Genomic DNA, 10,010 nt, shown 5'->3' with positions numbered 1-10,010 from the left:
ATTTTACGCGCTCAATACGACCCCATGAACCCATTCCACATTAAGTGCCATAGAGCACGTTTTCTGGCGTGGGTCATTGTTAGTTGCCGTTTCACAGGAGAGTGATCGAAAGGTATGAAGTTAAAATTCGCATGTGCCGCTATTGCCGTTTGTTCGGTGTTAACCAGCATGAATGCTAACGCATGGAGCCTGAATTATCGCCACGAGTTTCTGGAAAAACAGGAACAGCAAAGCGACCGATTGGTTGTTTCGCATCGTTTCGATAATGGTTGGGGCTTTGGTGTAGAGTCCAAATTTACCAATGGTGGTGAAGGGGAAGGCGCTTTCGACGAATTCCACACTACCGGTACTGAATATGATTTGAGTTATCTTGCCAAACCTAATGACACATGGTGGTGGGAAGCCGGTTTTAATACCGAGATCACTGATACCGTGCAGGATTTGCGAGTTCATGTTAAACCAACGTATTGGTTCAACGAAAATTTTTATACTGCCGCTCGTTTCCGTGTTGGGCAGAGAAACTATACGGATGATGTCAATAAAGATAATGGCCATTATTTCCAGCTGAACTATTACCTTGGCTATAATGCGGAAAGATGGTCTATCGCCTATGACTTCGAATATAAGAAACTTGATTACCCTGATTTTAAGGGTGAAGAGTACTCTTATCTTAATAACGTAACAATTCGTGTGCCAATTAATAAAAATTGGCGGCCATATACCGAAATTGGTTATGTGTCATATAACGACCCTTCTGACAATAGCCCTTACCCAAATGACTGGCAGTGGCGTTGGCGCGTCGGGATTGAATACGTCTTCTAATTTTATCTCTGCTTCACTAACAATGAATCAATCACACTATTAATAGATTTTGTGAATGCATGGAGTGCATCTATTTTTTAGTGCGTGGCTTTTTAGCGCATGGTTTTTTAGCGCGTAGTTTAATTGTGTTGGTTATAACAATAATTCTCGGTGAAATAAGTTATTAGTTTATTGAGAACCATGTTTTCACCTTCATCAAGCTGCTTCCCCCTTTCTGGAATACAGGAAAGGGGGAAGTCAGGTTATTTAACTCTACTAGCACTCGATGGGTGCTAATGGCTTCAAGGACAGTTGTATGGACATTGGGAATTGGGTGCTTGAGCCAAATACAGCACTGACCCGTTTTTGTGTTTCTCCTCCTCGTGAGGAGCGATTCGCTGAATTTTTCGCTGGCGAAGCCATGGATATGGCTATGGATTACCGCTTCCAGAATGGCTCCGGGCCGCAAGAAGATGCGTTTTGTCGGCGTATTTTTCGCCAGCAGATGGCTGAACGCACCGTTGAACTGAGTGAGGCCATTGCGCGTACCCATGTGAGTTACACGGGTGAAAGCGACACGGTTTCCTTTTCCTCCTTCCAGCGCGTGCCATTCCATGTGCAACGTTGGCTGGAGTTGGAACTACACGCTACGGAAGCGGGCAGTTACCCTTTTCAGCTATCGACTTGTGGTGGGGCTCGCCTGTGGTGCAATGAACAGGCCGTCGCCAAATTCACTCCTTTCTCCCGCAACAAAATGCAAAGTTGTGAGCTGATGCTTCCCTTGCAGGCGGGTAAAAATACCCTGCTGATCCACCTGGAAGAGCTGTTTGAACGCGATACCGTGTTTGCGCTGCGTTTTATCTACCAGGGCTGCGTACCGCTTGGTGTTTCATTGCCGCAAACTGATGCCGCCGTGCTTGATGAATTGAGCCTGTTTGCTGGCGCTATGCGCCCGGAACTCACGGCCAGGGATAACCAGGTAAGGATTCGGCTTGGCGCAAATGCACCGACGCAACCGGTTAGTTTGTCGGGTGAGATCCACGGCATGGGTAATGACAATTTTACCCCGCGTCAGGTGGATTTCGGCACTGCCACGCCGGACGGTCAGCTGTTGACTCTGTCTCTGCCCGCGGAGATTGGTTCCGCTCACTATCAAATTGTGCTGCGCATGAGTTGCGCGGGTGTTTCGATTACCCGCAGTTTTGGTGTCAACCTCATGCCGTCGCCTGGCCATGCTGAGCATTCAACCAGCCTCGACGAGCGCAAACTGAAAGCGTTGCGTCACACCGCCCGGTATGGCATGGAGCGGACTTCTCGCCTGCTCGCCATGTTGCAATGTGGTGAAACAACAGCCGAAGCCGATCGGCTGTTGCTCGACACTTTAAAGCGGATCAGCGCCCGCGAAGATTGCTCAGATTTTTCTCTGGTTCCGCTATTGTGGATCTGGCGCGAGCACAATGGTGAACACTTCCCGGCGGCTTTATGGCGACGAGTGCGCAGTTCAATCCTCGGCTATCGCTACTGGATGGACGAGCAAGGCAACGACGTCATGTGGTTCTGGAGTGAGAACCATACCCTCTGCTTCCATACCGCCCAATATCTGGCAGGCCAGATGTTCCCTGATGAGCTGTTCCTGGCCTCTGGGCGTAGTGGCGAAGAGCAGCGTGCTATCGCCGCTCTTCGTCTGGCGCAGTGGTTCGATGCCATCGAACTGTACGGCTTCGTCGAGTGGAATTCAGCTCCTTACTATCCGGTCGATTACATTGGCCTGTTTGCGCTCTATCAACTGGCGGAAGATGCCTGGGTGCGTCAGCGTGCTAAGGGACTGATCGATCGCTTGATGCTGCTAAGTTCCCTGCATTACCAGGATGGGATTGCCGCAGGCACCATGGGCCGCGTCTACGAAAAAGAGCTGTTGGCAGGTGTGCTCACTGAGTTGTCAGCGTACGGAAATGTTGCCTGGGGCGGCGGCTGGTATAACCGCAAATGTGCTTCCTTGCCGCTTTTTTGTTCCAGCGACTATCAGCCACCGGTCGCCGCCGACAGCTACGCAAGGCTGTCTCAAGGCTCGCTCTCAGCCTTCTACCAGGCGGGCGGCGGCAATATTGTTGTCTGGAAAGAGCCGGGCGTTAGCCTCTCAAGTTGCATTAACCACCATCCCGGCCAGCGTGGCCATCAGCAACATCTGATGGACGTGCAGTTTGCCACTCATCACGACGCCAAATTCTGGGTCAATCACCCCGGTGAAGCAGAACCCGGTGGCGAGCAGCGCCCTTCTTATTGGTCTGGCAACGGCGTGCTGCCACAACTGATGCAGGTGGAGAATCGCGCTCTCCAGTTCTGGCAGTTGCCCGCAGATACCGCCTTCCCCTGGACTCACCTCTACCTGCCAGCAGATGCCTTCGAACAGGTGATCACATTGCCTCGGACTTGTCTGGTTCGCGCCGGTAATGCCTTTGCTGTGATTGGCTGCTCGGCACCGCTAAACGCGGTCACCACTGGAATGACTGCGGGCAATGAATATCGGGCCCAGTCGCATCACGTTGCCTGGTTTACCGAAGTCGGTCATGGCGACGACGCAGCTTTCGCGGCGTTCTGCCAGCGCATGGAAACACTGGTGGTCAGTATTGAAGACCAGCAGGCCGTTGTCAGTACGGCGCAAGGCGAGCTCATGCGCCTCGATTGGCAGGGTAAATGCCTGGTTGAGGGCGTCGTACACCGTTTCCCCGACGCGGCAGGATGCGATCCCATTGTCACCTGGAGTGGAGAAGCACAATGAAACAACAAGCACTGATCCCAACCCTGGAGCGAGTCGTTCACGGTTTCTGCCAGTTGAAAGGCATGGGTGAACTGACGGCCAGTAAAGGCCTGGCGATTCAGTTTGAGCAGTGGGAGTGGGAGGTTGGCGTTGGGCTATATGGTTTCTGGCGCTACGCCAGCCACAAAGACGATGTCGAACTTCAGGATTCTCTGCTGGCCTGGTACGAAGGGCAGATCCGCAAAGGGCTGCCTGCGATGCAGATCAACACCACGGCTCCGATGATCACCCTGGCGCTGCTGGCGGGTCACAGCGGCCGCGACGATCTACGCGAAACAGTGAACGCCTGGGCCGATGATCTGCTGGCTAATCTGCCAAGAACCGAGGAGGGCGGATTCCAGCACGTAGTGAAGGAGCAACCCAACACCGGCCAACTCTGGGATGACACCCTTTTCATGACCTGCCTGTTCCTCGGCACTGCCGGGATCGTGCTCAAGCGAAAGGATTTGATCGACGAGGCGGTCTATCAATTCCTGCTGCACACCCGTTACCTGAGCGAACCTAAAAGTGGACTTTGGTATCACGGCTGGACCTACGTCGAAAAACACCATTTTGCCGGAGTTTTATGGGCGAGAGGGAATGCGTGGATCACTGTTGCCATCCCCGAATTCATCGATCTGATGGGCGACCACCTGGATGCTGGCGTACGGCGCTATTTAACCCAGGTGGTGTCACGCCAGGTGCGTTCTCTGTGTGCATTACAGGCTGAGAACGGCATGTGGCACACGGTGTTGGATGACCCTTATTCACCTCAAGAATCCTCAGCCACGGCGGGGATCGCCTACGGCATGTTGCGCAGCGTGCGGTTGGGTCTGCTGGATGACAGCGTCATTGCCCCAGCCCTGCGGGCAGCCCATGCCGTGTGGCAGCGCATCGACGAGGACGGCATCGTTCTCGGGGCTTCCAAAGGAACCATGGTAGGGCATGACCACCAATACTACTGCGACATTGCCATCGCACCGGTTCCTTATGCGCAGGCACTGACCATGTTGCTGCTACTCGAACTAGAGCAAGGCCAGTGGCTGGCATAACAGTTTAATTTTTTTGTTATTTTTTGGAGAAACAAGAGATGTCCAAACGGAATTTTATGGGGGCCTTCCAGACTTTTGGTGGTGCTATGGCTGTCCCCATTGCCTTTTTACCTTTCACTGGTTTGCTGCTCGCTATCACTGGGCTACTCACCATGCCCGATATCATGGGGAGCCTGGCTCACCCTGACTCCAACTTTTACAAGGTGATGACAATCATCAAGTCGGGTGGCTGGACTATATTCCGCAACTTCCCGTTACTGTTCTGTATGGCGCTCCCTGTGGGTCTTGCCAGGACCGGCCAGGCACGAGCGGCGCTGGTCGCCTTCTTTGCCTACATGGCTTACAACTATTTCACCAACAGCATGCTGACCTTCTGGGGGCCAGAGTTTGGGGTCGATTTTAATCAGAATGTTGGCGGCTCCAGCGGCCTGGCAATGGTTGGTGGCGTCAAAACGCTGGATACCAGTATCGTCTTCTCGCTGATCATCGGCGGAGTGGTCACCTGGATCCACAACCGTTTCTTCGAAAAGAAACTGCCGGATTACCTGACTATTTTCCAGGGGATGAGCCTGGTCTTTATCGTCTCTTTCTGCGTGATGTTGCCGATGGCCTGGCTGACCTGCGAACTTTGGCCAAAGGTACAAGTCGGCATCAATGCCATGCAGAGTTTCTATGTTGAAGCCGATGCCTTTGGTATGTGGATGCTGGCGTTCGTGGAACGTATGCTGGTACCAACCGGCTTGCACCGTTTCGTTTACTTCCCGTTCTTCTTCGGCCCAGCGGTAGTGGATGGCGGTCTTTACACCCACTGGATCGAGAACGTCTCGACTTATGCAGCATCAACCACGCCTCTGGTTGAGCAGTTCCCAGCTGCCGGTTACTCCTTGTATGGCAACATCAGCGTGTTCTGCTCACTCGGTTCAGGCCTGGCTATTTATGCTACTGCTAAGAAGAAGATGAAGCGCAAGATTGCCGCTCTGGTGATCCCGGCGATCATCACGGCAATGGCTGTTGGTATTACCGAACCTATCGAGTTTACCTATCTGTTTGTGGCGCCGGTGCTGTATCTGGTTAATGCCATTATTGGTGCGACCCTGTGTGTGGCGCTCTATCTGTGCGGCGTAGTGGGTTTCATGGGCGGTGGTCTCAACGATATCATCCTGTTCAACTGGGTCTTCTATGCTAAGAACCATGCTCACCTTATCTGGATCCACCTTGCTCTGGGCCTCGGCTTCGCGGCTATCAACTTCTTCGTGTTCCGCTACATGATCCTGAAATTTAACTTCCTGACACCAGGCCGTGGTGATGAGGAAGAGGAAGAAGATGTGCGCCTTTATTCTAAACAAGACTACCGTGGCAAGCAGTCTGGACCGGTTGTTGCAGGTCAAGAGCCAGATCGCCTCAGAGCTGCCGCAATCCTGCAATGTGTGGGTGGGTGTGAAAACGTCGATACCATCGGAAACTGTCAGACGCGTTTACGCCTGGTGGTGAAAGACCCGGCCCTGGTACAGGATGACAAGGCTCTCAAGCAAGCCGGAGCCTTGGGCGTGATGCGTACAGGTAAAAACCTTCAGGTTGTGGTGGGTTTATCCGCTCCAATGGTGCGCGAATATTTCGAGCAGGAGTACAATAAAGGCCCGGCCATTCAACCGGACACGACGACTCCAGTGCCAGCAGTCTGATTAGACTGGAAGCGTTTCATTAATTGAATTTGCGAGCCCTGATGGGCTCGCAAGCCATTTTATGACTTCACAGGATGAAGATATGACAACGTTAAAAATAGGCGCACGCGGACATGATCTTATCGATCAGACTCCAGAAGGGATTATTGCTTATGCGCGCCAGGCGGGGATTGACGGACTGCAACTGGCAGTACACAGGAGCTGGGTCGAGGCCTGGCAGGCTCGTGATATCGACACGATGGTCGCCAATATTCAACAGCTTCAGCAGGCCGGTATTTCCATCTTTCTGCTGGCCAGTTACTTCAACCCTGCTCATTCAGATACAGACTTCTTGAAGAGTGAGATGGAGCGCGTGCGTTTTAATATCGAACTTGCTCGCCGCTGCAATGTCGGCGTCGTGGGCAGTGAGACTGGCTCTCTGAACGACAATGACTGGACCTGGCATCCGGATAATCACAGCGCGGCCTCCTTCAAGAAAGTGGAGCGGACCTTTGAGCAGTTAAAACCCGAACTGGAGCAGGCAGGTTGTGATTTTCTGGTCGAGGCGGTCAAAGATCATATTATTTACGACGCCAATTGTCTGGCGAGCCTGAACACGCGATTGGGCGATAATTTCAAGGTGACTCTTGATCTGGCCAACTTGCTGGATGCGGACAATGCCGGGAACTGGCGTGAGATCTTAGTCGATTTTCTTAGCCAGCATGGCGAGCGCATCCGATTGTTCCATTTCAAGAATTTCATCTTGCAAGGGCGAGACAAGATTCCGACGAGCCTGGAGCATGGCCTGATTGATTATGTTGAGGTGTTGGCTGTGCTGGAACAGCGCCAACTGGCTCATATTCCGATCATTGTTGAAGAACTGACCGGCGACCCGCTGTTAGAAAGTGTGGCTTACCTGCGCCGCTTGAGTCAGTGATTCATGGTTTAGAGATAGGGTTTTTCACGGCACGTGGCGCCTGGACGCCACGTTTTCCATAACTCAGTGGGGAGTCAGTTATTCGACTCGCTCATCGCTTCATTTCGGTACTGGGCAGCAGCAGTTATGAGTTGCTCCACCCGTTTTTCCACCAGACTACCGTTAACAGCGTATTTCCAAGTGATGTTGTGTTCGTTCACTACCTGGACAAATTTCTCGTCTTCCGGTTTCCCGCTGTCGGGGTTGATGCATGAGGTGGTGTGCCGCCAGGCTTTGTGCATCCCGCGATGCGACCTGGCCATGCTGCTGTTGCTGGTAGGCCTCACTTTCCATTACGTCATTCACCCAGGTCTGGCGGCGGGTGATATTGAGGTTCTGGTCATAGGTGAAGCGTTCTTCGCGCATCGGCACACTGCTGTTGCCGGTCCAGGTGGCGTGGCTTATCTGGTCGTTCGCGGTCAGAGTGTGGACGGCGGTACCGCGCAGTGAGTCGGCAATCATCGTCAGGTTGTAGGGCTTGTCATATAGCCACTGGCGTTGCAGGTCTTTATTGCGGGCGTCCGGTTCAGTGTTACTGCCGGCGCGCTGCTGCGTCAGCATCCCGGTTGGTGTGTAACCCAGTTGCTGGCGGAAGCCGGTGTCATTCTGTCGGGTGATTTCGTGGCCGCGCAGGTCGTGGGTGAAGGTCAGTGGCGAATGGCTGTCCAGTTGCCACTGCTCCAGCTCTCCCATTAATCCACGGGTGAAGTGTTCGGTGATACCCGCAGTGGAGCGCTGCGTGACATAATCCTGTTGTGCATCGAACCGGTACTCGGTACGTCTGCCGTTAATGGTTTCGGCACAGAGGTGCCCGGCCTCGTCATATTCATAATTGACGGTAGCATCGTCATTCTTCGCTTCGACCAGACGGCAGAGGGTGGTGCTGAGTACACGCGTGCTGTCGCCCTGAGTGACGTCCTCGCGTACGACCTGGTCGGTGACGTTGTATGGTCAGTTCAGGTGTGTGCCATCCGGGAAACCCAATATTCATTTAAAGGGTAAATGGTTTCGTGAGGCGGGGTTTGAGACGGGTGTACATCTTACCGTTAAAATAGCTGACGGCTGTATTGTGATTATTAAAGACAGCGAGGAAGTGGACGTGCTGAAGCATGAGCAGAAAGTTCTTCGTCAGCAACTGCGGGAGATTAGGCAGGCTAATCTGAATATCAAGAGCGCCGCTAGGCCAGCGCTCTGAGGGATGACAGTTTAGTAAGCCAACAGAATAAAAATAGCCGGGAAGATCAATGAGGTCTTTCCTTCCATATATTTAACAGGCTCGTTTACATCGATAATATATCATCGATACAGTCAATTATTTCTGGAGAGGACTCCTCCGCTAGTAAATTTTCTCTCCATTGTTGTATGTTCTTCAAGTTTAATTCAAAACCTATGTTTGATTGATATATATATATATCACACATTGTGCTAACTATATCAAACTTAACATTTTTGTCATCACTGAGAATAAACATATCAAATAAAAAATCCCATAAAGATTGGATTGTTTCACTATCAGCAATCACCTCTCTCTTGTAAGGTGATGAGAATAAATCAGTAATCTCGCCGATTAAGTTACCCAGATCGGAATGATTGTTCACTAAGGCGCTACAAATATCTTTCATCTTATTTTCTATAAAAATATTTTTATCATTCATTTTATTTCACCCAAGGGAAAACAGTAGGTTGCTCTATAGGGATATGAACATCATTTATAAGGCCAGGATTGTAACCAGGACTAGTTTCCTTAAAAATCCCTGGCGGATGAGAATTACCATTAACATCCATGCTTTTCTTTCCATCCATTATTCGAACAACCCATCCCTGTCTAGCATTTGAACCAACTGGGGCAGTTGCATCCATACCATGAATACGGACAGTAGTTTTACTTCCTGTGGAATTAATCCATTTATATTCATAACCATAATTCCCAGAATAACCATCAGGAGGCGTTAATTTACGGATTATTGCATTTTCAGGGATAGTAATTAGATCTGAACCGTCAGCGCGTTTGATCGTATTGTCAGATAATGAATTTCCTGAAGTTTTACATAACCCAAGCGGATCAACCCACCTCAACGGATTCGCCACATACCCGTAAGGATTCAGCCCACCCGCCAAGCCGATAGGGTCTGCCGAAATGTACTGCCCCGTCTCACTATCATAGTAACGGAAGCGGTTGTAGTGCAAGCCGGATTCTGTGTCTTCGTATTGCCCCGGAAAGCGCAGCCTGCAACTCAGCTTGTCATCATTCGCACTTTCTTCCCGACCCCAGAGCTGTTGCTTGCCGCGCCAGACGATGGTGCCGTCTTCGGTCAGTAACTCCTGAATGCGACCGACAGTGTCTGTGACGGCATAGTGCAACTGGCCTTTTTCATAACGTGCCAGCGGTGTGAAGCTGCCGGGTTCGTAAATCCAGCGGATACTGTCGTCATATGCCGGGGGGCCACCGGCATACACCGGGATTTCTTCGGTCAGCTGGTCGCCATTCCAGTGGAAGTTGTAACCGGTTTTCTGGCGGTTGGTGCAGCGTTTGCTGATGCGCCTGCCAGACGGGTCGTAGCGGTATTCCCAGCGTTCGCCGTCCGGGGTTTCCAGTGCGGTGAGCTGGCTTCGGGCATCCCAGCGGTAGCGCCACTGGAGAGGGCGATAGCCGCCTTTATCCACCAGTTTTTCCACCAGACGCCCGTTAACATCGTATTTCCAGGTGATGTTGTGTTCGTTCA

The 10,010-nt window shown here is 51.8% G+C and carries 9 protein-coding genes; 6 read left to right on the top strand and 3 right to left on the bottom strand.

Annotated features, from left to right (window positions below; translation table 11 throughout):
* The first annotated feature begins 114 nt into the window (after positions 1–114).
* The 5 genes from MES37_RS21805 (at position 115) to MES37_RS21785 (ending at position 7,248) form a co-directional block, all read left to right on the top strand.
* Positions 115–822, top strand: a complete 708-nt coding sequence (locus MES37_RS21805) for an oligogalacturonate-specific porin KdgM family protein (protein WP_064540034.1) — start codon at positions 115–117, stop codon at positions 820–822.
* A gap of 295 nt (positions 823–1,117) precedes the next feature.
* Positions 1,118–3,580 (top strand): hypothetical protein, encoded by a 2,463-nt coding sequence (locus MES37_RS21800; RefSeq protein WP_237932629.1) that lies wholly within the window; start codon positions 1,118–1,120, stop codon positions 3,578–3,580.
* Entirely contained in the window at positions 3,577–4,650 is a 1,074-nt protein-coding gene (bglB, locus tag MES37_RS21795; protein WP_064540030.1) for a beta-galactosidase BglB, read from the top strand. Before MES37_RS21800 ends, bglB begins: the two co-directional genes overlap by 4 nt.
* Positions 4,651–4,688: 38 nt before the next feature.
* A complete protein-coding gene (locus MES37_RS21790; protein ID WP_064540028.1) occupies positions 4,689–6,332 on the top strand; it encodes an alpha-glucoside-specific PTS transporter subunit IIBC in 1,644 nt (547 codons plus the stop codon).
* Positions 6,333–6,414: 82 nt separating this feature from the next.
* A complete protein-coding gene (locus tag MES37_RS21785; protein ID WP_121815693.1) occupies positions 6,415–7,248 on the top strand; it encodes a sugar phosphate isomerase/epimerase family protein in 834 nt (277 codons plus the stop codon).
* Positions 7,249–7,410: 162 nt separating this feature from the next.
* Here the strand turns inward: MES37_RS21785 and MES37_RS21780 are convergent, their stop codons facing one another.
* Positions 7,411–7,980 (bottom strand): hypothetical protein, encoded by a 570-nt coding sequence (locus MES37_RS21780; RefSeq protein WP_237932628.1) that lies wholly within the window; start codon positions 7,978–7,980, stop codon positions 7,411–7,413.
* A gap of 217 nt (positions 7,981–8,197) precedes the next feature.
* Here MES37_RS21780 and MES37_RS25010 point away from each other — a divergent pair, with 217 nt between their 5' ends.
* Entirely contained in the window at positions 8,198–8,482 is a 285-nt protein-coding gene (locus tag MES37_RS25010; protein WP_443107824.1) for a SymE family type I addiction module toxin, read from the top strand.
* A gap of 85 nt (positions 8,483–8,567) precedes the next feature.
* Here MES37_RS25010 and MES37_RS21770 read toward each other — a convergent pair whose 3' ends face one another.
* Both MES37_RS21770 and MES37_RS21765 read right to left on the bottom strand, forming a co-directional pair.
* Complete coding sequence (locus MES37_RS21770; protein ID WP_237932627.1) at positions 8,568–8,942, bottom strand: hypothetical protein; 375 nt, start codon at positions 8,940–8,942, stop codon at positions 8,568–8,570.
* A 1-nt stretch (position 8,943) separates the two neighbouring features.
* Positions 8,944–10,010, bottom strand: a 1,067-nt coding sequence (locus MES37_RS21765; RefSeq protein ID WP_237932626.1) for a polymorphic toxin type 30 domain-containing protein, incomplete at its 5' end; no start/stop codon positions are given.

The sequence above is a fragment of the Buttiauxella sp. S19-1 genome (assembly GCF_022134725.1).
In the GTDB taxonomy this organism is placed as follows: domain Bacteria; phylum Pseudomonadota; class Gammaproteobacteria; order Enterobacterales; family Enterobacteriaceae; genus Buttiauxella; species Buttiauxella ferragutiae.
The sequence above is the reverse complement of the archived record's forward strand: the minus strand, read 5'-3'. Positions and strand labels throughout refer to the sequence as shown.

Bases quoted from the DNA above. Each gene is read 5' to 3' on its own strand.
- MES37_RS21805 (WP_064540034.1), top strand. From the start codon at position 115: ATGAAGTTAAAATTCGCATGTGCCGCTATTGCCGTTTGTTCGGTGTTA.
- MES37_RS21800 (WP_237932629.1), top strand. From the start codon at position 1,118: ATGGACATTGGGAATTGGGTGCTTGAGCCAAATACAGCACTGACCCGT.
- bglB (WP_064540030.1), top strand. From the start codon at position 3,577: ATGAAACAACAAGCACTGATCCCAACCCTGGAGCGAGTCGTTCACGGT.
- MES37_RS21790 (WP_064540028.1), top strand. From the start codon at position 4,689: ATGTCCAAACGGAATTTTATGGGGGCCTTCCAGACTTTTGGTGGTGCT.
- MES37_RS21785 (WP_121815693.1), top strand. From the start codon at position 6,415: ATGACAACGTTAAAAATAGGCGCACGCGGACATGATCTTATCGATCAG.
- MES37_RS21780 (WP_237932628.1), bottom strand. From the start codon at position 7,980: ATGGGAGAGCTGGAGCAGTGGCAACTGGACAGCCATTCGCCACTGACC.
- MES37_RS21770 (WP_237932627.1), bottom strand. From the start codon at position 8,942: ATGAATGATAAAAATATTTTTATAGAAAATAAGATGAAAGATATTTGT.